This is a genomic window from Burkholderia sp. 4NA327C6 (genome assembly GCF_005502655.1).
Taxonomy (GTDB): Bacteria; Pseudomonadota; Gammaproteobacteria; order Burkholderiales; family Burkholderiaceae; genus Burkholderia; species Burkholderia contaminans.
This window is the reverse complement of sequence record NZ_SCNZ01000001.1, coordinates 323,975-347,899: the sequence shown is the minus strand read 5'-3', so window position 1 is coordinate 347,899 and position 23,925 is coordinate 323,975. Positions and strand designations below refer to the sequence as shown.

The window sequence follows — 23,925 nt, the reverse complement described above, 5'->3', positions numbered from 1 at the left end:
CACGTTCACGCATGCGCGGGATGCGCGGGCTCGGCCACGGCGGCCGGCCGGTGCTGCGCGCCCGTGTGCCACGCGGGCAGGCGCGGGCCCGCGCCGAACAGCTTCTCGCGCAGCGTGGGCGCGGGATCGTAGTCTTCCTTGTAGACGCCGCGGTTCTGCAGCTCGGGCACGACCCAGTCGACGAAATCCTCGAACGACTCGGGCATCACGGTGCGCGTCAGGTTGAAGCCATCGATGCCGGTCTCGTCAATCCACGACTGCAGTTCGTCCGCGACCTGCGACGGCGAGCCGACGATCGGCGCATAGCGGCCGCCGAGCGACATCTGTTCGAGCATGCGGCGCACGGTCCACGTGCCGGTCGTGCTCTTGCGCGAGATCGCGTCGACGGCCGACTGGATCGAATCGGTCTTCACGTACGAGATCGGCTCATCGAGGCCGTACTTCGCGAAGTCGATGCCGGTCGAGCTCGCGAAATGCGCGAGGCCGGCTTCGGCGCTCGCGTAGCGCCGGTATTCGTCGAATTTCTCGCGTGCCAGAAGTTCGGTTTCCGCCGTCACGACGCTCACGCCGGCAAAGATCTTGATCGACGCCGGGTCGCGGCCCTGCCGTGCAGCGGCCGCGCGAATGTCGAGTGTCGCCGCGCGCGCAGCGGCCTTGCTTTGCCCGTTCACGAACACGCATTCCGCGTGACGCCCCGCGAACTCGACGCCGCGCGCGGACGAACCGGCCTGGTACAGCACCGGCGTGCGCTGCAGCGACGGCTCGCTCAGATGAATCGCGTCGATCGAATAGAACGGCCCGTCGTGCTTCACGCGCCGCACCTTGCCCGGCTGCGCGAACACGCGCGCCTTCGCATCGCGGATCACCGCATCGTCGTCCCAGCTCTGTTCCCACAGCTTGTAGACGACGTCCATGTAGTCGTCCGCGCGCTCGTAGCGGTCGTCGTGGCCGATCTGCTGCGCGAGGCCCATGCCGCGCGCGGCGCTGTCGAGATAGCCGGTGACGATGTTCCAGCCCACGCGCCCTTTCGTCAGGTGATCGAGCGTCGACATGCGGCGCGCGAACAGGTAAGGCGGCTCGTAGGTGAGGTTCGCGGTCACGCCGAAGCCGAGGTGCCGCGTGACCTGCGCCATCGCGGGCACCAGCAGCAACGGATCGTTGACGGGCACCTGCACCGATTCGCGCAGCGCGGTGTCGGGCCCGCCGCCGAACACGTCGTACACGCCGACGATGTCCGCGAGGAAGATCCCGTCGAACTTGCCGCGTTCGAGCGTCTTCGCGAGGTCGGCCCAGTAGTCGAGATCGGTGTAGTGCGCGGAGCGGTCGCGCGGATGCGTCCACAGCCCGTGGTTGATGTGCCCGACGCAGTTCATGTTGAACGCGTTGAGCAGGATCTTCTTGCGGTTCGCCGTCGTCATGCCGCCTCCGTTACCACGCGATCGCGTACAGCGAGCCGAACGCGTTGTCGAGCGCCTTGCGCACCGCCGGCGAGTGCTGGTAGATCGAGATGAACTTGCGGATGCGCGGATCATTCACGCTGTCCGGCCGCACGACCCACTGGATCGCGAAGATCTTGTTCTCGGTGCCGTCGAACAGCAGCGCGCTGTTCGGGTCGGTCGTGCCGGCGAGCTTGATGAAGCTCGGGTAGCCCTGCGCGAGATCGACGTCGTCGAGCGAGCGCGCGAGCTGCGACGCTTCGAGCGGGATGATCTTCAGGTGCTTCGGGTTCGACACGATGTCGTGCGTCGTCGCGCGGTAGTCGGCGCCCGGCGTCAGCGTGATGAGCCCCGCGCGCTGCAGCAGCAACAGCCCGCGCCCGCCGTTCACCGGATCGTTCGCGATCGCGACTTTCGCGCCGTCCTTCAGCTCGCTGAAGCTTTTCACCTTCTTCGAATAGAGGCCGATCTTCATGATCGTTCCGGGCGCGATCGACACGAAGTTGTAGCCGCCCTGCTTGTTCGCGTTCTCGAGGAACGGGATGTGCTGGAAGTAGTTGACGTCGATGTCCTTGTTCGCGAGCGCCGCGTTCGGCGTATTCCAGTCGGTGAACTCGACGATCTTCACGTCGAGCCCCTGCGCCTTCGCCTCCTTCGCGGCGACCTTCAGCGCTTCGATCTGCGGGCTGGTCGAGATGCCGACCTTCAGCGGCGCGGTGTCGGCGTGCGCGCCATTGAGCAATGCGACGCCAAGCACGGCGGCGGCCAGCAGGCGCGCGACGCGGCCGGCGGAAAAGCGGGCGGAAAAAACGGCATGCAGCATGGAAACCACTCTCCTGTCCAAAGACGGTATCGATGGATGAGCGACGCCGCGGCGAACGCGCGGGCGTTCTCCGGACAGGGGTCATCGAATCGGAAAAGATCAGCCGATGATAGAGAGCGGCGCGGGGGCGGTCTACGAAGCGTTTGTGCGAAGAAAATCGCGCGCGGCGATATGGCGGGTGGCCATGCGGGATCGAGGGCGCGCCCGGGCGCCCGGCCGGCCTGCTGGCCGAAATCTCGGCCTGGGCGGCGGGCGAATTCCGAAATCTCGGCCAGCCCGTCGGGCCGATCTTTCAGCAGACGAAACAAACCCCTTATGAATCAATGAATTAAAAATATTCCGGCAGGCCGGATTTCTGGCACGGGGGTTGCGTAATAGACGGCACACGATGCCGCGAAGCCATGCAGGCATACCAACATCAGGAGACACGTCTTGCAGACCTCTATCCATACCCCGTCCCATCCGGAGCCGGTTTCCGACGCCGTCGCCGCCCCGCGCGAGCGCTTCTGGCCGGAAGGCTGGTGGAAACTGATGGAAATCCGCATCGGCATCATTCCGCTGCCCGTCTACTTCATCCTGCTCGCGCTGATCGTCGGCTTCTCGGTGACCGGCAAGGTACCCGGCGAGATCTCGATGGCGATCGCGGTGCTCGCGTTCTTCGGCTTCACCTGCGCGGAACTGGGCAAGCGCCTGCCGCTCTTGCGCAACATCGGCGCGGCCGCGATCTTCGCGACCTTCGTGCCGTCGGCGCTCACGTACTACCACGTGCTGCCGAAACCGGTGCTGAACCTGACCGTCGAATTCACGAAGTCGACCAACTTCCTGTACCTGTTCATCGCGTCGATCATCGTCGGCAGCATCCTGAGCATGGATCGCCGCGTGCTGATCCAGGGCTTCGTGAAGATCTTCATCCCGCTCGCGGCCGGCTCGGTCGCGGCCGCGATCGTCGGCACGGCGGTCGGCACCGCGCTCGGCCTCGGCGCGCGCCACACGCTGCTGTACATCGTCGTGCCGATCATGGCGGGCGGTGTCGGCGAAGGTGCGATTCCGCTGTCGATCGGCTATTCGGAACTGATGCACCTGCCGCAAGGCGAGATGTTCGCGATGGTGCTGCCGCCGGTGATGCTCGGCAGCCTGACCGCGATCATCCTGTCGGGCGCGCTCGACATGATCGGCAAGCGCTTCCCGCACCTGACCGGCAACGGCCGCCTGCAGGTCGGCGAATCGGGCGACATGACGCCCGAGAACGAGGAAATCCGCGGCCACGTCGACGTCTCGCACATCGCGGGCGCCGGCATCACGGCCATCACGCTGTACCTGGTCGGCCTGATGGCGCACAAGCTGTTCGGCCTGCCCGCGCCGGTCGCGATGCTGTTCCTCGCGGTGCTCGTGAAGCTCGCACGTGCGGTGTCGCCGCCGCTGCAGGAAGGCGCGTTCGTCGTCTACAAGTTCTTCTCGACCGCCGTCACGTATCCGCTGCTGTTCGCGATCGGCGTCGCGATGACGCCGTGGGACAAGCTGACCGCCGCGTTCACGATCGTCAACGTCGTCACGATCGTGTCGACCGTCGCGACGCTGATGGGCACCGGTTTCGTGGTCGGCCGCCTGATGAAGATGTACCCTATCGACACCGCAATCGTGAACGCCTGCCACAGCGGGCAAGGCGGCACCGGCGACGTCGCGATCCTGACCGCCGCGAACCGGATGCAGCTGATGCCGTTCGCGCAGATCGCGACGCGTATCGGCGGCGCGATCGTCGTCACGGTCACGCTGATCCTGGTCGCCCACTTCGGATGACGCGCCGCCGCGCGCACCGTCGCGCAGGCCGCTTTGCACGCGCCGCCGCCGGCCCAGCCGGCGCGCGGCGCGCGTCGTTCGGGGCGTCGTTTCGGACGTCGTGCCGTGCGGACGATTGCGGGCTTCGATGAGGGCGAACGTGCAGAAGAGCTTCAAGGGAATCCCGTGGTGGGGCTGGGCATCGGCCGGCGTGCTGTATGTGTGCGTGGCGGCCGCGGCCGTCGATTTCGCGTGGGAACGCGCGATCGACGCGCTCGAGGAAGCCGGCGCGCACCGGCTCGACCTGTATGCGTCGAGCCTGAAGAGCGAGCTCGGCCGCTTCGAGATCCTGCCCGGCCTGGTCGCGCGGCAGGACGGCGTGCGCACGATGCTGAAAGCCGCGTCGCACGACGCCCCCGCGCTCGTGCACACGGTCAACACCTACCTCGAAGCGGTGAACCGCGACGCAGGCAGCGGCGCGGTCGACGTGATCGACCTGCAGGGCGACGTGATCGCCGCCAGCAACTGGAACGAGACGCTCAGCTTCGTCGGCACCAACGTGTCATACCGGCCGTACTTCAAGGACGCGCTCGCGCGCGGCAGCGGCCGCTTCTTCGGCATCGGCACCAACACCGGCGTGCCAGGCGTCTACTTCGCCAGCGCGGTGCGCGACGCGGGCGTGCCGATCGGCGTGGCCGCCGTGAAGATCAGCGTCGATCCGCTCGAATCGGCGTGGCGCGCGCCGGGCGTCGCCGCGATGGTCGTCGACCGCAACGGCGTGGTCGTGATCTCGACCGAACCCGCATGGAAATTCACCGCACTGCGCCCGATCACCGCGCAGCAGCAGCACGACATCCAGGCGTCGCGGCAATACGCGGGCCGCACGGTCGACGTGCTGCCGTACCGCCATATCGGCGACCGCAGCGCGGCCGCGTGGTTCGGCACCTTCCCCGATACGCGCCACAGCGGCCGCACCACGCGCTATCTCGTGATGTCGCGCCCCGCGCCGCAGGCCGGCGATTCGCTGATGGTGCTGCTCGACATCGCGGGCGCGCGGCGCCAGCAGCAGACGGCCTTCGTGTTCGTCACCGGCGCGTTCCTGATCGCCGCGCTGCTGGCCGGCTACGCGATCCAGCGACGCCGGGCGATCGTCGCGCGGCTGAACGCGCAGGACGCGCTGCGGCGCGCGAACGACCAGCTCGAGCTGACCGTCGCGCAGCGCACGGCCGCGCTGACGGCCGCGAACGAACGGATGCAGCGCGAGATCGTCGAGCGCGAGCGCACCGAGCAGCGGCTGCGCGCATCGCAGCAGGAAGTCGTGCATGCGGGCAAGCTTGCGGTGCTCGGGCAAATGGCCGCCGGCCTCACGCACGAGCTGAACCAGCCGCTCGTCGCGATCCGCACGCTGTGCGACAACGCGCGCACGTTCTTCGAGCGCGGCCAGCCTGCGCCGGCGTTCGCCAATCTCGAACGGATCGGCAAGCTCGTCGACAGCATGGCGGTGCTCACCGGCGAGCTGAAGACCTTCGCGCGCAAGCCCGACGTCGAGCGCGTCGCGGTGTCGCTGAACGAGGCCGTCGCGCACGCGCGGCTCATCTACGATGCGCGGATCCGCGACGAAGGCGTGCAGCTCGACGTGAACATCGCGCCCGGCACCGCCGTGTCGGCCGAGTCGAGCCAGTTGCAGCAGGTGATCGTGAACCTGCTCGGCAACGCGCTCGACGCGGTGCACGATGCGCCCGTGCGCCGCATCGTCATCGAGGCCGCCGGGCCGGACGATGCCGGCCGCGTGCGCTTCACGGTGGCCGACAGCGGCGCGGGCATCGCGCCCGACGTGCTGCCGCACCTGTTCGAGCCGTTCGTCACGACCAAGCCGCGCGGCCAGGGCCTCGGGCTCGGCCTCGCGATCACGTCGCGCATCGTCGAGGCGTTCGGCGCGAAGATCGCCGCGACGAACCGCGACGAAGGCGGCGCGCAGTTCAGTATCGAATTCGCGGCGGCCACGCTGCAAAGGACAGAGCATGGAAGATGAGATTCGGGTGCTGGTCGTCGAGGATGATGAAAACGTCCGGATCGGCGTCGAGCAGGCGGTAGCGCTTGCCGGCTTCGCGGTCGATGCGTTCGCGGCGGCCGCCGACGCGCTGCATCACGTCGCGCCCGGCGCGCCGGTCGTGATCGTGTCGGACGTTCGGATGCCGGGCATCGACGGGTTGCAGCTGCTCGATCGCGTGATGGCCATCGACGCGCAGATCCCGGTCGTGCTGATCAGCGGCCATGCCGACATTTCGACGGCCGTCGGCGCGATGCAGGTCGGCGCGTACGACTTCATCGAGAAGCCGTTTTCGTCGGACGTGATCGCGGGGCGCGTCGCGCGCGCGGTCGAGAAGCGCCGCCTGACGCTCGAGGTGCAGGGGCTGCGCGCGGCGCTGAACAACTGGCAGGGCATCGAGGCGTTCGTGCTCGGCAAGTCGCCCGCGATGGCCGACGTGCGCAAGAAGATCCTGCGCCTCGCCGATACGTCGGTGTCGGTGCTGATCACCGGCGAGACGGGCACCGGCAAGGAGCTGATCGCGCGCAGCCTGCACGACTTCGGCGGCCGGCGCGACGCGCATTTCGTTGCGCTGAACTGCGGCGGCCTGCCGGAACAGGTCTTCGAGAGCGAACTGTTCGGCCACGAAGCCGGTGCGTTCACCGGCGCGATCAAGAAGCGCATCGGCAAGATCGAATGGGCGGACGGCGGCACGCTGTTCCTCGACGAGATCGAGACGATGCCGATCCCGCTGCAGGTCAAGATGCTGCGCGTGCTGCAGGAGCGCGTGGTCGAGCGGCTCGGCGCGAACGAGCTGATTCCGGTGGACTGCCGCGTGGTCGCCGCGTCGAAGGCCGATCTCGCCGAGCTCGCGGCCGACGGCCGCTTTCGCGCGGACTTGCTGTATCGCCTCAACGTCGCGCAGATCGAACTGCCGCCGCTGCGCGAGCGGCGCGAGGACGTGCCGCTGCTGTTCGAACACTTCGTGCTCGCGGCCGCGCGCCGCTTCGGGCAGCCGGCGCCGGTCGTCACGGCTGCGCAGGTGTCCGAACTGATGACGCATGCGTGGCCCGGCAACGTTCGCGAGCTGCAGAACGTGGCCGACCGCTTCGTGCTCGGGCTGACCGGCGACAGCCTGCTGTCGTCCGGCGGCACGCCGGCCGCGGGCGGCACGCTCGCGGAGCAGCTCGCGTATTTCGAGCGGATGCTGATCGAGGACATGCTGCAGCGTCACAACGGCAACGTCGCGGACGCAAGCGAAGCGCTCGGGATGCCGAAGAAAACGCTCTATCACAAGCTGCGCAATCTGCGGATTCCCGCGCGCGGCGATGCGGCTGCCGATGGCGGCGAATGACGCGAACGAGGACACGCACGGCATGGATCGCATCGAAGTCACCGAACAGGGCCGCATTACCGGCCACCTGATCCGCGGCGTCACGCACGCGCAGAAAACCTTCCGTCCGAGCGACTGGCCCGAGCGCCTCGCGGGCGTCATCACGCTGTTCGTCGGCGAACGGCGGCCCGGCTATCCGTGCGCGCTGTCGCGGCTCGCGATGCCCGTCGTCGACGGCAACGTCAAATGCCTGTTCGTGTCGGACGAATTGCGCAGCGTATGCGCGGACGCATTCGATTTCGCGATGCAGTTCGCGGCCGACAACGACCTCCCCGTCGCGCTTCAGACCGCGCCCGCGCTGGCGGTGCGCTGACGCGCGGGCCGCTTTCGCGGCGGCTCACGGCCTTCCTTTTCCCTGGTTTCGATGCGCGGTTGCGCAGGCCGCCGCACGCCCTTTTCCGGCCTTTCGGGCGCCGCGACCAATCGTTAGACGATTGAAAGCATCGACACCCATCCCCTTCCGACAAGGCTTTGCGGCCGAGCCATCAATAAAATTGATCGTCACGATGAAAATTATGCGTTTTCCTTGCAGGTCGCCGTGATGCATAGTTGCGTCGTGTTGACGCACCTTTGAGTCTTTCAGTCATGAACATGCGAATCGAGCCTTCGGTGCTCGCGAACCCCGACCTGCAATTTGCGACGCTTTCGTCAGGCATCAGCCTGCCGTATGTCGAGCGGGGCAGCGGCGCGCCGATGGTGTTCGTGCACGGCTCGCTGTGCGACTACCGCTACTGGGATCCGCAGCTCGCCGCGCTGTCGGCCCACTACCGCTGCATCGCGCCGAGCCTCAGCCACTACTGGCCGGCCGTCGAAGCAGGCATCCAGGACGAGTTCAGCTGGCAGAACCACGTCGACGAGCTCGCCGAATTCATCGACGCGCTCGATCTCGGCCCCGTGCATCTGGTCGGCCACTCGCGCGGCGGCAGCGTCGCGTTCAACGTCGCGCGCCAGCATCCGCACCTCGTCGAATCGCTGACGCTCGCCGATCCGGGCGGCCCGCTGCAACAGCCGGGCGTGCGCGAAGCCGCGCTGCCGGCCGCTGCGATCGCGCTGCGCACGCAGGCCGTGAGCCTGATCGATCAGGGCCAGGTCGAAGCGGGCCTCGAGATGTTCGTCGATTCCGTGAGCCTGCCGGGCGCGTGGAAGAAGAGCACGTCGCGCTTCCGCACGATGGCGATCGACAACGCAAGCACGCTGCCTAAGCAATTGCGCGACCCGCTGCCCGCGTATTCGCAGCACGCGGCCGGCGATATCGCATGCCGCACGCTGCTGATCGACGGCCAGCGCAGCCCGAAAATGTTCCGCAACAACGTCGATACGCTGTCGCAGTGGATCGGGAATGCGCAACGGCAGACGGTTGCCGGCGCATCGCACGGGATGAATGCGGCGAGCCCCGCCGTGTTCAACCGCTTCGTGCACGAGTTCGTCACCGCGTAACGCTCGCGCGCGGCTCGCGGGCGGCATGCGCGCCGCCCGTTGTTCCCCTTCTCTTTCCCGCATGAAGCGACACGGGTTACCCCGCATCGTTTCTCGTGCAACCACCCGCTGCGTTACACGGCCGCGTCGGCCTTGCGCGTGACCGCGTCCTGCAATCCGAACACGCTGTCGAACGCCCGGTTGTACGTGAACGTGAAGATCGGGAAGAACACGATCAGCACCGCGTCGTACAGGGTACGGACCCACAAGAGCGACTCAGTTGAGGTTCGCGAACGTCCGCTGAGCACACATGAGACGGCCTGGCAATTTTCGCTGCACCGCCAAAATGAACAATCCGAGCCTGTTTGGCGGGAAGGGTCATGCCGAAGCGCTCCACGAACCGACTCGATCGTGATCGAGACGCTCGAGATTTGCCACTCGAGCGCCGCTGCTCGTGACAACCAACGCGTACCGTTCGCCTATGCGACAAAACGCGTGCCGCTTCAATTTTCCCTATGCGTTGAGTTCGGAAAAATCATATGCTGACTAGAGGGGATGTTCTCTTCCATCCGCTCGACTCGCAGACAAGGCTGAGAAAAGATGATGCTCGGTCCACGAACGCTCTTGATCGCGTTGCTTGCCGCCGTTGGCCTCACCTCGACGTCAGCCCTCGCACAAAGCCAGGATGGCGCCCGCATAGCCATGCAGATTTGTTCCGGCTGCCACGGTGCAGGCGGGCGTAGCGAATCGCCAATGTTTCCGAAGCTGAATGCGCAGACGTCCGAATACATCGAAGCCCAATTGAAGGGATTCCGCGAGCACGCGCGCGGCGAAAACGCCGCCCGCGATTACATGTGGGGCATGGCCGCGCTGCTGGACGCCGGCGCCGTCAAATCGCTGGCCGACTATTTCTCGCACCAGCCGGCAACGCGCGGCGCGACGGGAGATGCCACCTTGACGGCCAGAGGGCAGGAAATCTTCGAACGTGGCGTGCCGGACAAGGGCGTACCAGCTTGCGCATCATGTCACGGCGCAGAGGCCCAGGGGGCCGGCACATTCCCGCGACTGGCCGGGCAACATAAAGAGTATCTGTTGCGTCAGATCGAGGTTTTCAAAAACGGTACGCGTGGCAATGCACCCGTGATGAGCGCGGTAGCGCATACCTTGGATGACGCACAGGCCAAGGCAGTGGCGGTCTATCTGCAATCCAAATAGGATTTTCCCTGCATGGCGGGAGTTGGCCGGACGTCGCCCAAGGCGTTCGGCTGTAGCCGGCCCGGAGTGATCATTCATCGACCCATTGCTCGAAAAGTCAGCGGACAGGCTGTCCCACCACCCGCGCCCACACCGCCCGCAGACGTCGCGCGCGGTCTTCGAACAGATATGACGCGGCAAGCGCCAACAGGCCTGAAATGGCTCCCGTGACGACGTGCTCGACATAAGGAATACGGTAGTGACTCGTGTGCGAGTACGCGTCGCCGACCGTGGTCAGCACGCCAACGATCAGCGCATTCCCGTATCGATGCACGTAAAGTTTCGCGACAGGCGTGAACGTCAGGAGCACAGCCAGGAGTCCCGTCAGCAGGCCCGTATGGAATGCGATAGTCCAGTGGGCGAGGCTCGCGATATTTCCCCAGCTCCCCGGCATGCAGGTCATGCACGCACTGGTCGGCTGCCAGAAGCGCTGGACAAACAATCTGACGCGGAGCTTCCACTCGGTGGACATGATGCATTCCCATCAATGCCGTCGTCACCGGCCGGTCGGCCGTGCGGCGTAGAGGCCGTGAAATAACGTGGACGTGAGGGAATACTACTCCACGATCTGACGGGCGCTGCGCCGATCAGGACCGGGATTCGGGCGCTTGCGGCTGTCGGTGCGGCCGGTCCGCGGCCATTGACGACGAACCATGGAAAAACCCCGGCATGCAGAGCCAAGCCTGCATGCCGGGGTTTTCTGCTTCACGGCCGGCGAGCGACGAACCACTCGCCGTTCGCGCTCACCGCGCAGCCACTTCCGCCTTGACGGGCGCCGCATCGCCCACCGCCGTCGGTGCCGGCCCCCATCCGCCGCCCAGCGCGCGGATCAGGTTCACGGTCGACACGGCCTGCGCGCCGGTCAACTGGTTCGACTGCAACTGCGACTGCAGCACCGAGCGCTCGCTGTCGATCACGTCGAGATACGCGACCTCGCCTTCCTGGTACTGCGTGCGCGACAGCGTCGCCGCGCGCCGCGACGCGTTGACGGCCGCATCCTGCGCGCGGATCTGGTCGTCGAGCAGGCGCAGGTCGGCGAGATTGTCCTCGACCTCGCGGAACGCGACGAGCACCTGCTGCCGGTAGTTCGCGACCTGCTCGTCGTACTGCGCGCGCGCCTGCTGCACGCCCGCCGCACGACGCCCACCGTCGAACAGCGGCAGCGTCAGCGCGGTGCCGGCGAACGGGCCGAGCAGGAACGTGCGGCTCGACCACAGGAACAGGTTGCCGAGCGTCGACGCTTCATACCCGAACGCACCCGTGATATCGAGCTTCGGGAAGTACGCCGACTTCGCGAGGCCGATCCGCGCGTTCGCGGCCGCCATCGCGCGCTCGGCCGCCGACACGTCCGGGCGCCGTTCGAGCAGCGCGGACGGCAGGCCCGGCGGCACCTTCACCGCGACCGGCACGATCGGCGTTTCCTTGAACGCGAAATCCGCAGGCGCCTTGCCGAGCAGGATCGCGAGCGCATGCTCGGACGCCGCGCGCCGGCGCGCGACGCCAACTGCATCGGCCTGCGCGGTCGCCAGCTCGTTCTTCGCGCGCGACACGTCGAGCTCGCTGATGTCGCCTTCGTTGAAGCGGCGCTGCACGAGCTTCAGTGCCTGCTCGCGCAGCTCCACCGTGCGGCGGTACAGGTCCTGGTCGGAATCGAGCTGACGCAGCTCGAAGTAGTTCTGCGCGACGTCCGCCTGCAGCGCGAGCTGCACCGAACGGAACAGCGCCTCGCTCTGCGCCTGGTCGGCACGCGATGCCTCGACGTTGCGGCCGACGCGGCCGAACAGGTCGGCTTCATACGACACCGTACCCTGCGCACGCCACAGCGTCGCATTGGTCGGGCCCGTGCCCTGCGGCTGGAACTGCGACGCCGACGACAGCCCCTCGCGCGTCGGCCCGAAGCCGGCGCCGATCTGCGGGAACCACTGCGAGCGCGCGGTCCGGGTCGCTGCCCGCGCTTCCTCGACCCGCGCGGCCGCGGCCTTCAGGTTCTGGTTCGCGGCGAGCGCCTGCGTCTCGAGCGAATCGAGCACCGGGTCGCCGAACACCTTCCACCATTCGCCGCGATGCGCGCCGTCCGCCGGCTCGGCCGTCTTCCACGTGCCGGCCTGCTCGCCGGCGGCGAGCGTCGGCGCTTCCTTGAACGCCGTCGGCGTCGACACATCCGGGCGCTTGTAGTCAGGCCCCACCGCGCACGCGGCGAGCAGCGTCGCGAGCAGGGTGCTCGCGGCCGCCACCTTCGCGAAGCGCATCAGGCCGTTCGTGTTGTGCAAGTTATTCATCTTCCTGTCCTCAAGCATCCGAAGCCGGCACGCCCGCAGCCGGTACGCGCTGGGACGGCACACCGTAGCCGGCCGAGTCCTTCCCGGCGACGTGAATCTTGCCGCCCGCGAGCGTGCGCAGCACGACGTAGAACACCGGCGTCAGCATCAGCCCGAACAGCGTCACGCCGAGCATCCCGAAGAACACCGCGACCCCCATCGCATGGCGCATTTCCGAACCGGCACCCGTCGACGTGACGAGCGGCACCACACCCATGATGAAAGCGATCGACGTCATCAGGATCGGGCGCAGACGCAGCCGGCTCGCCTCGATCGCGGCCTCGAGCGGCGTCCTGCCGTCATGCTCCAGTTCGCGCGCGAACTCGACGATCAGGATCGCGTTCTTCGCCGACAGCCCCACCAGCACCATCAAGCCGATCTGCGTGAAGATGTTGTTGTCGCCCTGCGTGAGCCACACGCCCGTGAGCGCCGACAGAATGCTCATCGGCACGATCAGGATCACAGCGAGCGGCAGCGTCAGGCTTTCATACAGCGCCGCGAGCACGAGGAACACGAGCAGCACGCTGATCGGGAACACGTACATCGCCGAATCGCCCGCAAGAATCTGCTGGTACGTGAGGTCGGTCCATTCGAACCGCACGCCGCGCGGCAGCGTTTCATGCGCGATACGCTCGATCGCGGCCTGCGCCTGGCCCGACGAGAAGCCCGGCGCCGGGCCGCCGTTGATGTCGGCCGCCGTGTAGCCGTTGTAGCGCACGACCATTTCCGGGCCGAACGTGGGCGTCACCGTCACCAGCGACGACAGCGGCACCATCTCGCCACGGTCGTTGCGGGTCTTCAACTGCAGGATGTCGTCCGCGCGCTGGCGGAACGGTGCATCGGCCTGCACGCGCACCTGGTACACACGGCCGAAGCGGTTGAAGTCGTTCACGTACAGCGAGCCGAGAAACACCTGCATCGTGTTGAACACGTCGGTCACCGGCACACCCAACTGCTTCGCCTTCACGCGATCGAGATCGACGTTGAGCTGCGGCACGTTGATCTGGTAGCTCGTGAACAACGGGCCAAGCTCAGGTGCCTGCTGCGCGCGCTTGATGAAGTCGTTGGTCGCATCCGCGAGCCGCGCATAGCCGACCGCGCCGCGGTCTTCCACCTGCATCTTGAACCCGCCCAGCGTACCGAGGCCCAGCACCGGCGGCGGCGGGAACACCGCGACGAACGAGTCCTTCATCGCGCCGTACTTCTGGTTCAGCGCACCCGCGATCGCGCCGGCCGACAGCGCCTTGCCGTGCCGCTCCGAGAAGGGCTTCAGCGTGACGAACACGATGCCCGCACTCGAGCTGTTCGTGAAGCCGTTCACCGACAGCCCCGGGAACGCCACCGCGCTCTCGACGCCCGGCTGCTTCAGCGCGATCGAGCCCATGTCGCGAATCACCTTCTCGGTGCGGTCGAGCGATGCACCGTTCGGCAGCTGCGCGAACGCGATCAGGTATTCCTTGTCCTGCGCGGGCACGAAGCCACCCGGCACGACCTTCGACACGAGCACGGTCGCACCCACCAGCACGAGGTACACGCCGAGCATCAGCGTCTTGCGCGACAGCACGCCGCGCACGCCGCGGCCGTAGTTCTCCGCGCCGCGATGGAACACCTTGTTGAAGCCGCGGAAGAAGCCGCCGAGCACGCGGTTCATCACGCGCGTGAGCCAGTCTTCCTTGTCGCCATGGCCCTTCAGCAGGATCGCGGACAGCGCCGGCGACAGCGTCAGCGAGTTGAACGCCGAGATCACCGTCGAGATCGCGATGGTCATCGCGAACTGCTTGTAGAACTGGCCGGTCAGGCCCGACATGAACGCGAGCGGCACGAACACGGCGACGAGCGTCAGCGCGATCGCGATGATCGGCCCGCTCACTTCCTGCATCGCCTTGTAGGTCGCCGCCCGTGCGTTCATCCCGCTCTCGATGTTCCGCTCGACGTTCTCGACCACCACGATCGCATCGTCGACCACGATCCCGATCGCGAGCACCATCCCGAACAATGACAACGCGTTGATCGAATACCCGAACGCGAGCAGCAGCGAGAACGTGCCGATGATCGACACCGGCACCGCGATCAGCGGAATCAGCGACGCGCGCCAGGTCTGCAGGAACACGATCACGACGATCACGACCAGCGCGATCGCTTCGAGCAGCGTGTGCACGACGGCCTTGATCGACGAACGCACGAACTGCGTCGGGTCATAGACGATCTTGTAGTCGACGCCCGCCGGCATGTCCTGCTTCAGCTCGGCCATCGTCTTGCGCACTTCGTCCGAGATCTGCAGCGAGTTCGCGCCCGGCGACTGGTTGATCGCCATCGCGACGGCCGGCTTGTTGTCGAGCAGCGAGCGCAGCCCGTATTCGGACGCGTCGAGCTGGATCCGCGCGATGTCGCGCAGGTGCGTGACGCCGCCGTCCGGCGTCGTCTTCACGACGATGTCGCCGAACTCGTCTTCCGTCTGCAAGCGGCCGCGCGCGTTCACCGACAACTGCAGCGGCGTGCCCGGCAGCGACGGCGATGCGCCGATCACGCCGGCCGCGACCTGCACGTTCTGCTCGCGGATCGCCTGCACGACGTCCTCGGCCGACAGCCCGCGCTGCGCGACCTTCTGCGGATCGAGCCACACGCGCATCGCGTAGTCGCCCGAACCCCACAGCTGCACCTGGCCGACGCCCTGGATCCGCGACAGGCGATCCTTCACGTTGATCAGCGCGTAGTTGCGCAGGTAGGTCATGTCGTAGCGGTTGTCCGGCGAGATCAGGTGGACCACCATCGTCAGCGTCGGCGAGCTCTTCACCGTCGTGATGCCGAGCCGCTGCACGTCTTCCGGCAGGCGCGGCAGCGCCTGGTTCACGCGGTTCTGCACGAGCTGCGTGGCCTTGTCCGGATCGGTGCCGAGCTTGAACGTGACGGTGATCGTCATGTTGCCGTCGCTGTTCGCCTGCGACTGCATGTACAGCATGTCCTCGACGCCGTTGATCTGCTCCTCGAGCGGCGACGCGACCGTCTCGGCGATCACTTTCGGGTTCGCACCCGGGTACTGCGCCTTCACGATCACGGAAGGCGGCACGACTTCCGGATACTCGGAGATCGGCAGCAGGAACATCGCGATCACCCCGCCGAGCAGGATGATCACCGATAGGACTCCTGCAAAGATCGGCCGGTCGATAAAGAATTTTGAAATGTTCATGTGTGGCTCTGTCTGGTTGAACGCGGATACGAAGCGGCGAGCCGCTTACGAATCCGCCTTCGCCGGGGCGGCCGGCTTCGCGTTGCCCGCCAAAGGCGCGGACGGCGCGTCACCGCCCGTCATCGGGACCATGTGCGGCTTCACCTGTTCGCCGGGGCGCACGCGCTGCGTACCGTTCACGATCACGCGATCGCCGGCGGAGAGCCCGCTCACGATCACGCGCCGGTTGCCGTGCTGCATCCCCTGCTGCACTTCGCGGTACGACACGCGGCCTTGCTGGTCGACGACGAACACGAACTTCTTGTCCTGGTCGGTGTTGATCGCCGCGTCGTCGACGAGCAGTGCCTCGTGCGGCGCGCCGCCGCCCACCTTCACGCGCGCGTAGAGGCCCGGGACGAGCGCGCCGTCGGCGTTGTCGAAGCGCGCGCGCACGCGGATCGTGCCGGACGACGTGTCGAGCCGGTTGTCGACCGAATCGATCTCGCCGCTGCGCGAGTAGCCGGTTTCGTTCGCGAGGCCGAGCTCGACCGGCACCTTGCGGCCGTTGCGCGCGCCGTTGATGTATTGCAGGTAGGTCTGCTCGTCCGCGTCGAACGATGCGTAGATCGGCGACACCGACACCAGCGTCGTCAGCGGCGCGGCCGATGCGCCGGCCGACACGACGTTGCCGAGCGTGATTTCCGCACGCGACACGCGGCCCGACACGGGCGCGGTGATGCGCGTATAGCCGAGGTTGATGCGCGCCGTTTCCAGCGCGGCTTCGGCGGCTTTCAGGTTCGCCGTCGCCTCGCGGGCCGCATTCTGCTTCTCGTCGTAGTCGCGCTTCGCGATCGCGTTGTCGCCGATCAGCCGCTGCGCGCGCTGCCAGTCGGTCTGCGCGTAGCCGTTGCGCGCCTGCGCGGCCGCGAGCTGCGCGGCCGCACGGTCGGTTTCGGCCTGGTACGGGCGCGGATCGATCACGAACAGCACGTCGCCCTTCTTCACGAGCGCGCCGTCCTTGAAGTTCACCGCGACGATCGTGCCCGACACCTGCGGGCGCACGTCGACTTTCTCGACCGCTTCGAGGCGGCCCGAATAACTCTGCCAGTCGGTCACGGTCTGCGGCACGACGGTCGCGACGTCGACTTCGGGCAGCGGTGCGGCTGCTTTCTCGGGCGCGTTTGCGTTCACGCGCATCGCGCCGAATGTTCCGAGGCCGACGACGGCGAGCGTCACGATCGCCGCTGTCGCGATTCGGGAACGGGAGGTGCGTAGGATGGCCATGTGGATCTCCAGTAAACGTGGATTGGTTTTGGTTATTCGGAACGGTTCGGCTGGCGCGCCTGGAAGCGGCACTGGAAGAAGCGCACGGCTTCCTCGAAGGCGGCTTCGTGCGTCGCGAGCGCGGCGTGCGTGATGTCCGGATAGCGGATCACCTGCGTGAGCACGCCCGACGAGATCAGGCAGCCCGCATATTTCTCCGCCTCGACGTGCAGCACGTCGTTCTGCGCGGTGACGACGAGCGTCGGCGGCAGCCCCGCGAGGCGCACCGATTCGAGCGGCGCCGCGTACGGGTGCATGCGTTGCGCGGCCTGCGGCAGATACGCGCGATAACAGGCCGCGCATTCGCGCGGGGTGATGTCGGAGGCGAGGCGATCGGCGTCGCCGATGCGCGTCATGCTGGGGTCGAGCATCGGCCCGAACAGCGCTTGCGCGACGATCTGCACTTCGCCGCGATCGCGCGCGATGAACGCGAGGCAGTTCGCGAGCTGGCCGCCCGCGTCATGCCCCGCGACGCCGATCTTCTTCGGGTTGCCGCCGAACGCACGGGCGCGCGTCGCGGCCCACACGGCGGCGCGATACGCATCCTCCGGCGCGGCCGGAAAGGGAAAGGCCGGTGCGAGCGAATAATCGACCGACACTACGAGCGCTGGTAAGCGTTCTGCTAAAAAACGCGCGGCGAAATCGGCGTCTTCGAGCGAACCGCGCACGAAGCCGCCGCCGTGGAAATAAAGCACTACTGGCAACCCGGTCTTGTCCGGGCGGCGGTAGAGGCGCAGCACGATGTCCTGCGCGTAGCCGGGAATTTCGACTTCAGCGACCGTCAGCGCCGCGCCTGCCGTGGCTTGCACGGGCAACGCGGCCTTCAGGAATTTGCTGAATTCAGAAGCGTCCATGACGATGCAGCATCCATTTCGAGATGGAACGAATTCTGGGTCCGGCAGACATTGGGATAAATGCCTATAATCCGGCAACACAATTCAACGCCCCCGAACAATCCGAGGCTGCGTTTACCCACGAGGTAGCGCAGCCTTCTTGTTCCGGAGGCTCATTAGATTGCGGAGGTTGTGATGGACCGGCTTCAGGCCATGCAGGTGTTTACTCGCGTCGTCGATACAAGCAGCTTCACCAAGGCGGCAGAAACGCTCAGCTTGCCGCGAGCGTCCGTCACGACGATCATCCAGAATCTCGAAGCGTTCCTCGGTGTGCGGCTGATGCACCGGACCACCCGCCGGCTGTCGCTCACGCCGGACGGCGCCGCGTACTACGAACGATGCGTGCGGATCCTCGCGGACGTCGAGGAAACCGAGGCAAGCTTCCAGGCAAACAACCGGAAGCCGCACGGAAAGTTGCGTATCGACATGCCGGGTTCGATCGGGCGGCTGCTCGTAATTCCGTCGCTGTGCGAATTCCATACGCGCTATCCGGACATCGACCTGCAACTCGGCCTGTCCGACCGGCCGGTCGACCTGCTGCAGGAAGGGGTCGATTGCGTGATCCGCGTCGGTGCGCTGCAGGACTCGTCGCTCGTCGCACGCCGGGTCGGCCTGTTCGAATGCGTGACGGTCGCGTCGCCCGACTATCTCGAGCGCCACGGCGAGCCGCAGACGATCGACGACCTGAGCCAGCACAAGGCCGTCAACTACTTCTCGAGCCGCACTGGCCGCACGATCGACTGGACGTTCCTGACCGACGGCAAGGAAGTCGAGATGAAGATGGAAGGCATCGTGTCGGTCAACGACGCCGATGCGTACGTGACCTGCGGGATCGAAGGCTTCGGGCTGATCCAGCCGCCGCTCTTCATGGTGCTGCCGCATCTGCGCGAGGGCCGGCTCAAGGAAGTGCTGCCGGGCGTCAAGCCGCTGCCGATGCCGATCTCGGTCGTGTATCCGCACAGCCGCCATCTGTCACCGAAAGTGCGCGTGTTCGTCGACTGGATCGCCGAGGTGTTCGACCGCTGCCCGCTGCTGAGCGGCAAGGGCAGCCTCGACGCGACGTGCAGCAAGCGCACGTTCGAGGAAGCCGAACGCGCGCCGGCGCTCGACACGCCGGTCATCAACGAGTGGGTCGCATAAGCGCCTGAACTGAGCAACCGAACCGCACACGCGGGCCGCCAGGCCCGCGTGTCGCCCCGCCTCCGCGCCCCATTTCCCGCCCGGCGCACCCGATCCTTCCCGAATCCGCAGCAAACCTTTGTGCCACGCGACGCAATCGTCCGCGGGCATCGCCGCGCGCCGTCGTCGCTCCCGTGCGAGGCCCGCTGCAGGCGGGTTCGAGCGATTTCCGCATAACCCTGCCGGGTGTACGGATGTCGATTGTTCCACTGACACGACAATTCAATTCGCATCTGCCGCATTTATCGCGACGGAACAGATACCTAGAGTAAACCCTGTCGCGCACCTCGTTGCGCATCGAACAGATCCCGCTTGATGGGACCGGAGTAAGCGCTCCAGCGCCAGCTCCGAAATTCCAGGAGTCTCGCCATGAACCGCCGCCATCTTCTCTCCGCCCTCGCCCTCACGCTCGCCGTGTCCGCACCGGCCTTCGCCGATTCCGGCACCCCGCACGCCGGCGACTACGGCAACACGTCGTGGTACTCGCAGCACAACGGCCCGCGCACGCGCGCCGAAGTGAGCGCGGAAGTCGAGCAAGCGCGCAAGGACGGCACGCTCGCGTACCTGCGCAAGGCGACTTCGTATCCGCAAGGGCTCGAACTGGCGCAAGGCCCGTATCGCTCGATGCCGGAAAGCAACCAGCTCGCCGGCGGAGGCCGGTAAATGCGCAACGCCGCGCAACGGGTTGCCCCGCGCGCAGCGTTTCGAATCATCCATCGACGACTCGCCGAGTCAGTCAGCTAGATAGTTAGTTGCAGGAGGACATGATGAACGATCAACTCCCTTCGCCGCTCGATCACTGGGACGACACCACGCCGGTGTGGACGCCATTCCGTTCGGCCCCGCATTCGCACTGATAGCCGGCCGAATCGGCCGAATCGTCACCCGGCCTTTACCGGCGCGGCACCCCATCACGCCATTCGCCCCAGTGCGTCACGATGTCCTGTACAAGCGGATTGCCCGCTCGATACAGGTTTTCGGTCGCCGGGGCGAAGCCGCCCTGGTCCGCGTAGTTCAGCAGGTTGTCGGCACTCGTCTGCCCTGCATACGGCCGGTCGAAATCGGACCCGGTGCGCAGCACCGCGACGCGCGACAGGTCGACCCGCTTCACGCTCGCCGCGCGCTTGAGCGCTTCATACGTCGCGTTGTCTTCCTGCGCGGTCATGCAGTACGTGCCCTTGCCGTCGGTCAGGATCTTCGTCCACTGGCGCGCGCGCTCGCCGATCAGCGTGCCCGAGAACCACGTGTTGCCCGATGACGTGTCGCACTGGATCACCGTCGGCGGCCGGTTCGCCGGCGCGTAGTTGAACTTCGCGCGTGCGGCCTGCGCCTGCGCGCTGTCCGCCAGCACGACGTTGCGCGACAGTGCGACGGCGGCATCGGTCAGCTGCGGGTTGAGCTGGAACACCTCGGTGCGATAGTCGAGCGGCGGCTTGTCGTTCGGGCTCTTCGTGTTGATGCCGAGGAAGCCCGTATTCCAGCCGGCCGGAATCTCACGTGCATCGAGCTCCCACTGCAGGCTGAAATCGACGAGGTATTTCGACCACGCGGCCGAACCGACCGTGCCTTGCGCAGGATCGACACCCGCGATGCCCGAGATCAGGAAGTACGTGCGGCGCAAATCGAAGCGCTGCGAAAACGTGAGCGCCATGATCGTTGCCGACGCGTTCGCATAGCCCATGCCGGTCGTGACCACGCAGACGTCCTGCTTGTTGCAATGCACGTTCGGATAGTCGGGCGACAGGCCGGGCACGGCGATGTCGCGCCACGGGCCGATCCGGTCGAGCCAGGCCTGGCCCTCCGGACCGAACATCGTGATGATCATGACCTTGACCGGGCGGCCCTGTGCACCGGTCTCGGCGAATGCATTGTTGCCCGCGTTGTTGCCCTGGCTATCCTGCGCAATCGACGGCGCGGTCGCACAGGCTGCGAGCGAGAATGCAGCGGCGGAAAGAATGGAGCGAGTCAGCATCGGCGTTCCTTGTTTCGATGATGTTGGGTGAGAACGGCTCTCGTAGACTGCGCGTCGGAGTATAAAACGCGCGTGCCCGATGCGGAACCCGACTACGAAACGGCGACGGTGCGTCGGTGCGGGTCTGGAACGCGCGGGAATCACGAAGCAAATGGTCTTCGTGCGTCGACACACCATCAGGAATACTATCCGGTTGCCCGACACCGGCACGTCGATCGCATTTGCAAGCGTGCAACCCGGCGGCGAACCGCTACAACCGCGCCAGCCCCGCCACGCCGTAACCCAGCACGACAAGCGCCGCGACCACATGGCTCGCGGCGAGCAGCCCCGGTGACTTCACGATCCGGCCGATCACGCTGCCGCCGAATGCGAACACGAGCTGCCCCGCCAGGCTGCCGGCAAACACGCACGCGGCACCCAGCAGCCAGTGCCGGTGCGCCCCGGCGGCAGCCGTTGCATAGCCATAGAACAACAGGATCGTGAGCGGGTTCGCCAGCGTGACGAAGAACATCGATGAAAACGGGCGGCTGCCCGGCGGCCGTGCATCACCGTCGAGCGCGCGGCGGCGATCCCGCAGCGCCTGCCACAGCATCCGCGCGCCCATCGCGAGCAGCACGAGCGCGCCGACCAGCCGAAACAGCAACAGATGCGCGGCGAGCGTGCTCGCGAGCATCGCACCGAGCGTGAACGCGATAACCGCATAACAGCCGTCGGCCGTCGCGACGCCCACCGCCGCGCGCACGCCGCTTGCGGTGCCGGCGCGCATCCCGTAGTTCGCGATCATCAGCGCAACGGGCCCGACCGACAGCGCGATCATCAGCCCGAACAGGAAGTCGTTCATCGGTCGTCGATGCCTTCTCGATGGAAGGCATCGATTCTAGCGACCGCAGAAAAACCGGTGTGCCGCTCGAGCGTCACGCGACGTCGACGCGCGCAGGCCCGTCCACCATCTCGCCGATCACGCCCGCGCGGTCGAAGCCGTCGGCACGGAAGCATGCGAGCACGTCGTCGACGGCCTCCGGCGTGCACGCGACCAGCAAGCCGCCCGACGTCTGCGGGTCGGTCAGCAGCGCCTGCGCGACGGGCGGCAGCGTAGCGGCCAGTTGCACGTCCGCGCCGTACGCGGCCCAGTTGCGACCCGACGCACCGGTGAACACGCCATCGGCGACGAACGCCTCGACGCCCGCGAGCCACGGCAGCGACGCATAGTGCACGCGCGCGGTGAGGTGCGCGCCGCGCGCCAGCTCGAGCGTATGGCCGAGCAGCCCGAAGCCCGTGACGTCGGTCAGCGCATGCACGCCCGGCAGCGCGGCAAGTTCGGCGCCCGGCCGGTTCAGCTTGGTGGTCGTCGCGACCATCTGCGCATAGCCATCGGCATCGAGCTGGTTCTTTTTCAGCGCGGCGGACAACACGCCAACGCCGAGCGGCTTGCCGAGCACGAGCACATCGCCCGCGCGCGCGGCCGCATTGCGCTTCACGCGCGACGGGTGCACGACGCCGATCGCCGCGAGCCCGTAGATCGGCTCGACCGAATCGATCGAGTGGCCGCCCGCGACCGGGATGCCGGCGTCCGCGCACACCGATTCGCCGCCGCGCAGCACGGCCGCGATCGTCTCGTGCGGGAGCACGTTGATCGGCATGCCGACCAGCGCGAGCGCGAGGATCGGCTTGCCGCCCATCGCATAGACGTCGGACAGCGCGTTGGTCGCGGCGATGCGGCCGAAGTCGAACGGATCGTCGACGATCGGCATGAAGAAGTCGGTGGTCGCGACGATCGCCTGCTCGTCGTTGAGGCGGTAGACGGCCGCGTCGTCGGACGTCTCGGTGCCGACCAGCAGATCCGGGAACAGCGCGGGCGGCGTCGCGCGCTTCAGCAGCTCGGACAGCACGCCCGGCGCAATCTTGCAGCCGCAGCCGCCGCCATGTGACAGGCTCGTGAGGCGCGGAACGGCAGGCTGGGCTTGGGTGGCTTCGGTCATGGTCGGCATCCGGTGAATAACAACACGCCATTATCGACAATTCCTTGCGAGTGCGCCCGATACCCACATAATGACCGCGCCCCCCTCCGCTCGCGCGCCTGTCCGCCCGTTCGTTCATGGACCACCTCTTCATCGGCCTCGTGCTGTGCTCCGCGTTGCTGCACGCGATCTGGAATGCCTTCCTCCACGTCAGCGAAGACCGGCTCGTCCAGCTCGGCACGATGTCGCTGCCGTATTTCGTGTTCGGCGTCGCCGGCGCCGCGCTGCTGCCCGCGCCGGCGCCTGCCGCGTGGCCGTATATCGCCGGGTCGGCCGTGCTCGAGGTCGCGTACTGCTTCACGCTGGCGCGGGCGTACCGCAGCGGCGAATTCGGGCAGATCTACCCGATCGCACGCGGGATTTCGCCGCTGCTCGTGTCGGTACTCGCGCTCGCGATTCTGCACGAGCGGCCGACGCCGTTCGGCTTCGCGGGCATCGCACTCGTGTCGTTCGGCATCATGTCGCTCGCACTGCGGCGCGGCTTCCGGTTCTCCGGCGAAGGCGTGCCGTTTGCGCTGCTCACGGGCGTGTTCATCGCCGCGTACTCGATCTGCGACGGCATCGGCTCGCGCGTGTCCGGCAGCGCGCTCGGCTACATCGCATGGGTGTACGTGCTGTGGAGCGTGCCGCAGTTCGTGCTCGTGTGCGCGGTGCGAGGCGGCCCGTGCGCGGTGCTCGGCCCGCGCACCGCACTCACGCAGGGCACGATCGCCGGCACCATTTCGCTCGCCGCGTACGGCATCGTGATCCTCGCGTACCGGTACTTGCCGGTCGGGACGGTATCGGCGCTGCGCGAAACGAGCTCGATCTTCGCGGTCGCGATCGGCTGGCTCGTGATGCGCGAGCGGCCCGGCGCGCAGCGGCTCGCCGCGTGCGCGTTGGTGGTGGCGGGCGCGGCGCTGATCCGGCTGTAAGCAGCAAGTTCTGAC

20 protein-coding genes are annotated in these 23,925 nt (G+C 66.9%); 9 read left to right on the top strand and 11 right to left on the bottom strand.

The annotated features are described in order from the left end of the window. Positions 1-5 precede the first annotated feature (5 nt). Positions 6-1,418 carry an LLM class flavin-dependent oxidoreductase gene (locus FFS49_RS01630; RefSeq protein ID WP_039367857.1) on the bottom strand — a complete coding sequence of 471 codons (1,413 nt, stop codon included), beginning with the start codon at positions 1,416-1,418 and terminating at the stop codon, positions 6-8. 10 nt (positions 1,419-1,428) lie between these two features. Then, the gene (locus FFS49_RS01625) at positions 1,429-2,259 is read right to left on the bottom strand and encodes a MetQ/NlpA family ABC transporter substrate-binding protein (protein WP_039367858.1); all 831 of its coding nucleotides are present in this window, start codon (positions 2,257-2,259) and stop codon (positions 1,429-1,431) included. Between the two features lie 432 nt (positions 2,260-2,691). On the opposite strand from FFS49_RS01625, the gene FFS49_RS01615 reads away from it, so the two are divergent. The 5 genes from FFS49_RS01615 to FFS49_RS01595 all read left to right on the top strand — a co-directional run bounded on the left by FFS49_RS01615 (position 2,692) and on the right by FFS49_RS01595 (position 8,894). Next, positions 2,692-4,056: a 2-hydroxycarboxylate transporter family protein gene (locus tag FFS49_RS01615; protein WP_137909866.1), complete on the top strand. Its 1,365-nt coding sequence runs from the start codon at positions 2,692-2,694 to the stop codon at positions 4,054-4,056. Between the two features lie 127 nt (positions 4,057-4,183). Next, the gene (locus FFS49_RS01610) at positions 4,184-6,067 is read left to right on the top strand and encodes an ATP-binding protein (protein WP_137909867.1); all 1,884 of its coding nucleotides are present in this window, start codon (positions 4,184-4,186) and stop codon (positions 6,065-6,067) included. Continuing rightward, positions 6,057-7,418, top strand: coding sequence for a sigma-54 dependent transcriptional regulator (locus FFS49_RS01605; protein WP_137909868.1), 1,362 nt, complete (start codon positions 6,057-6,059; stop codon positions 7,416-7,418). Before FFS49_RS01610 ends, FFS49_RS01605 begins: the two co-directional genes overlap by 11 nt. 22 nt (positions 7,419-7,440) lie before the next feature. Next, entirely contained in the window at positions 7,441-7,770 is a 330-nt protein-coding gene (locus FFS49_RS01600) for a DUF3579 domain-containing protein (RefSeq protein WP_137909869.1), read from the top strand. 272 nt (positions 7,771-8,042) lie between these two features. Beyond that, complete coding sequence (locus FFS49_RS01595; protein ID WP_071331915.1) at positions 8,043-8,894, top strand: alpha/beta hydrolase; 852 nt, start codon at positions 8,043-8,045, stop codon at positions 8,892-8,894. A 113-nt stretch (positions 8,895-9,007) separates the two neighbouring features. On the opposite strand, the gene FFS49_RS42885 is transcribed toward FFS49_RS01595, so the two are convergent. Beyond that, a complete protein-coding gene (locus FFS49_RS42885) occupies positions 9,008-9,142 on the bottom strand; it encodes a hypothetical protein (protein WP_263089131.1) in 135 nt (44 codons plus the stop codon). 331 nt (positions 9,143-9,473) lie between these two features. On the opposite strand from FFS49_RS42885, the gene FFS49_RS01590 reads away from it, so the two are divergent. Continuing rightward, positions 9,474-10,088: a c-type cytochrome gene (locus tag FFS49_RS01590; RefSeq protein ID WP_137909870.1), complete on the top strand. Its 615-nt coding sequence runs from the start codon at positions 9,474-9,476 to the stop codon at positions 10,086-10,088. Between the two features lie 97 nt (positions 10,089-10,185). Here the strand turns inward: FFS49_RS01590 and FFS49_RS01585 are convergent, their stop codons facing one another. The 5 genes from FFS49_RS01585 to FFS49_RS01565 form a co-directional block, all read right to left on the bottom strand. After that, complete coding sequence (locus tag FFS49_RS01585) at positions 10,186-10,599, bottom strand: hypothetical protein (protein WP_137909871.1); 414 nt, start codon at positions 10,597-10,599, stop codon at positions 10,186-10,188. Between the two features lie 271 nt (positions 10,600-10,870). After that, positions 10,871-12,406: a multidrug efflux transporter outer membrane subunit OpcM gene (opcM, locus tag FFS49_RS01580; RefSeq protein WP_137909872.1), complete on the bottom strand. Its 1,536-nt coding sequence runs from the start codon at positions 12,404-12,406 to the stop codon at positions 10,871-10,873. Between the two features lie 10 nt (positions 12,407-12,416). After that, positions 12,417-15,632: a multidrug efflux RND transporter permease subunit CeoB gene (ceoB, locus tag FFS49_RS01575; RefSeq protein ID WP_137909873.1), complete on the bottom strand. Its 3,216-nt coding sequence runs from the start codon at positions 15,630-15,632 to the stop codon at positions 12,417-12,419. Positions 15,633-15,677: 45 nt separating this feature from the next. Next, positions 15,678-16,895, bottom strand: a complete 1,218-nt coding sequence (gene ceoA, locus FFS49_RS01570; RefSeq protein ID WP_137909874.1) for a multidrug efflux RND transporter periplasmic adaptor subunit CeoA — start codon at positions 16,893-16,895, stop codon at positions 15,678-15,680. 32 nt (positions 16,896-16,927) lie between these two features. Further along, a complete protein-coding gene (locus tag FFS49_RS01565) occupies positions 16,928-17,788 on the bottom strand; it encodes an alpha/beta hydrolase (RefSeq protein WP_039367881.1) in 861 nt (286 codons plus the stop codon). A gap of 174 nt (positions 17,789-17,962) precedes the next feature. Between FFS49_RS01565 and ceoR the strand changes: the two genes are divergently transcribed. Then, positions 17,963-18,967 (top strand): putative multidrug efflux transcriptional regulator CeoR, encoded by a 1,005-nt coding sequence (gene ceoR, locus FFS49_RS01560; protein WP_089441543.1) that lies wholly within the window; start codon positions 17,963-17,965, stop codon positions 18,965-18,967. A 408-nt stretch (positions 18,968-19,375) separates the two neighbouring features. Next, positions 19,376-19,669: a DUF4148 domain-containing protein gene (locus tag FFS49_RS01555; protein ID WP_039367886.1), complete on the top strand. Its 294-nt coding sequence runs from the start codon at positions 19,376-19,378 to the stop codon at positions 19,667-19,669. Positions 19,670-19,898: 229 nt separating this feature from the next. Here the strand turns inward: FFS49_RS01555 and FFS49_RS01550 are convergent, their stop codons facing one another. The 3 genes from FFS49_RS01550 to selD form a co-directional block, all read right to left on the bottom strand. Then, entirely contained in the window at positions 19,899-20,978 is a 1,080-nt protein-coding gene (locus FFS49_RS01550; RefSeq protein WP_039367894.1) for a purine nucleoside permease, read from the bottom strand. A 250-nt stretch (positions 20,979-21,228) separates the two neighbouring features. Beyond that, positions 21,229-21,819 (bottom strand): LysE family transporter, encoded by a 591-nt coding sequence (locus FFS49_RS01545; protein ID WP_071331912.1) that lies wholly within the window; start codon positions 21,817-21,819, stop codon positions 21,229-21,231. A 73-nt stretch (positions 21,820-21,892) separates the two neighbouring features. After that, entirely contained in the window at positions 21,893-22,957 is a 1,065-nt protein-coding gene (gene selD, locus FFS49_RS01540; RefSeq protein WP_137909875.1) for a selenide, water dikinase SelD, read from the bottom strand. Between the two features lie 116 nt (positions 22,958-23,073). Here selD and FFS49_RS01535 point away from each other — a divergent pair, with 116 nt between their 5' ends. Continuing rightward, positions 23,074-23,910: a DMT family transporter gene (locus FFS49_RS01535; RefSeq protein WP_137909876.1), complete on the top strand. Its 837-nt coding sequence runs from the start codon at positions 23,074-23,076 to the stop codon at positions 23,908-23,910. The last annotated feature ends 15 nt before the right edge of the window (positions 23,911-23,925 follow it).

What these genes read in the sequence shown, in the direction of transcription:
- FFS49_RS01595 (WP_071331915.1), top strand. Translation starts at nt 8,043, where the DNA reads ATGAACATGCGAATCGAGCCTTCGGTGCTCGCGAACCCCGACCTGCAA.
- FFS49_RS01545 (WP_071331912.1), bottom strand. Translation starts at nt 21,819, where the DNA reads ATGAACGACTTCCTGTTCGGGCTGATGATCGCGCTGTCGGTCGGGCCC.
- FFS49_RS01610 (WP_137909867.1), top strand. Translation starts at nt 4,184, where the DNA reads ATGAGGGCGAACGTGCAGAAGAGCTTCAAGGGAATCCCGTGGTGGGGC.
- FFS49_RS01535 (WP_137909876.1), top strand. Translation starts at nt 23,074, where the DNA reads ATGGACCACCTCTTCATCGGCCTCGTGCTGTGCTCCGCGTTGCTGCAC.
- FFS49_RS01630 (WP_039367857.1), bottom strand. Translation starts at nt 1,418, where the DNA reads ATGACGACGGCGAACCGCAAGAAGATCCTGCTCAACGCGTTCAACATG.
- FFS49_RS01565 (WP_039367881.1), bottom strand. Translation starts at nt 17,788, where the DNA reads ATGGACGCTTCTGAATTCAGCAAATTCCTGAAGGCCGCGTTGCCCGTG.
- opcM (WP_137909872.1), bottom strand. Translation starts at nt 12,406, where the DNA reads ATGAATAACTTGCACAACACGAACGGCCTGATGCGCTTCGCGAAGGTG.
- FFS49_RS01625 (WP_039367858.1), bottom strand. Translation starts at nt 2,259, where the DNA reads ATGCTGCATGCCGTTTTTTCCGCCCGCTTTTCCGCCGGCCGCGTCGCG.
- FFS49_RS01600 (WP_137909869.1), top strand. Translation starts at nt 7,441, where the DNA reads ATGGATCGCATCGAAGTCACCGAACAGGGCCGCATTACCGGCCACCTG.
- FFS49_RS01555 (WP_039367886.1), top strand. Translation starts at nt 19,376, where the DNA reads ATGAACCGCCGCCATCTTCTCTCCGCCCTCGCCCTCACGCTCGCCGTG.
- ceoR (WP_089441543.1), top strand. Translation starts at nt 17,963, where the DNA reads ATGGACCGGCTTCAGGCCATGCAGGTGTTTACTCGCGTCGTCGATACA.
- selD (WP_137909875.1), bottom strand. Translation starts at nt 22,957, where the DNA reads ATGACCGAAGCCACCCAAGCCCAGCCTGCCGTTCCGCGCCTCACGAGC.
- FFS49_RS01585 (WP_137909871.1), bottom strand. Translation starts at nt 10,599, where the DNA reads ATGTCCACCGAGTGGAAGCTCCGCGTCAGATTGTTTGTCCAGCGCTTC.
- FFS49_RS01590 (WP_137909870.1), top strand. Translation starts at nt 9,474, where the DNA reads ATGATGCTCGGTCCACGAACGCTCTTGATCGCGTTGCTTGCCGCCGTT.
- ceoA (WP_137909874.1), bottom strand. Translation starts at nt 16,895, where the DNA reads ATGGCCATCCTACGCACCTCCCGTTCCCGAATCGCGACAGCGGCGATC.
- FFS49_RS01550 (WP_039367894.1), bottom strand. Translation starts at nt 20,978, where the DNA reads ATGCTGACTCGCTCCATTCTTTCCGCCGCTGCATTCTCGCTCGCAGCC.
- ceoB (WP_137909873.1), bottom strand. Translation starts at nt 15,632, where the DNA reads ATGAACATTTCAAAATTCTTTATCGACCGGCCGATCTTTGCAGGAGTC.
- FFS49_RS01605 (WP_137909868.1), top strand. Translation starts at nt 6,057, where the DNA reads ATGGAAGATGAGATTCGGGTGCTGGTCGTCGAGGATGATGAAAACGTC.